This window comes from Pseudoalteromonas sp. S558 (assembly GCF_005886635.1).
GTDB lineage: Bacteria > Pseudomonadota > Gammaproteobacteria > Enterobacterales > Alteromonadaceae > Pseudoalteromonas > Pseudoalteromonas aliena.
The window spans coordinates 1-383 of record NZ_PNDU01000536.1 but is presented as its reverse complement, the minus strand read 5'-3'; the positions used below and the strand labels follow the sequence as shown (position 1 = coordinate 383).

The window sequence follows — 383 nt, the reverse complement described above, 5'->3', positions numbered from 1 at the left end:
ACCTGTACGTACAACTACGACAGCATCAACCAGCTTATTGCCCGTAAAACCGCAGGTGTAAGCAGCCACAATATCAATTTTGAATACAACAGCCTCGGGCAGTTAATACAACAAACACTGGCAACCTCAAGTACTGATACAACCACACACTACCAGTGGGATAGTTTTGGTAACCCGCAAAGCCAAGCAGTGCAATCAAACACAAGCGATGCAGACAATAGCGGAACAGACACTAGTAATACAGCTAACAGCGAGCAAGGTGCAAAACATAAGGCTGCCAGTAACGAGCATACAGCCAGCTCTTCTATTGATTTAACACGCGCAACCCATAGCGAATACAAAGAGTTAGCGCCAAATAGTAGTAAAAGTAGTATTTATAACGG

Annotated in this window: 1 protein-coding gene; it reads left to right on the top strand. The window is 44.1% G+C overall.

Annotated elements, in window-relative coordinates; genetic code table 11:
- The coding region (locus CWB66_RS22845; protein ID WP_252371823.1) for a hypothetical protein at positions 1-383 on the top strand (383 nt) is incomplete at both ends.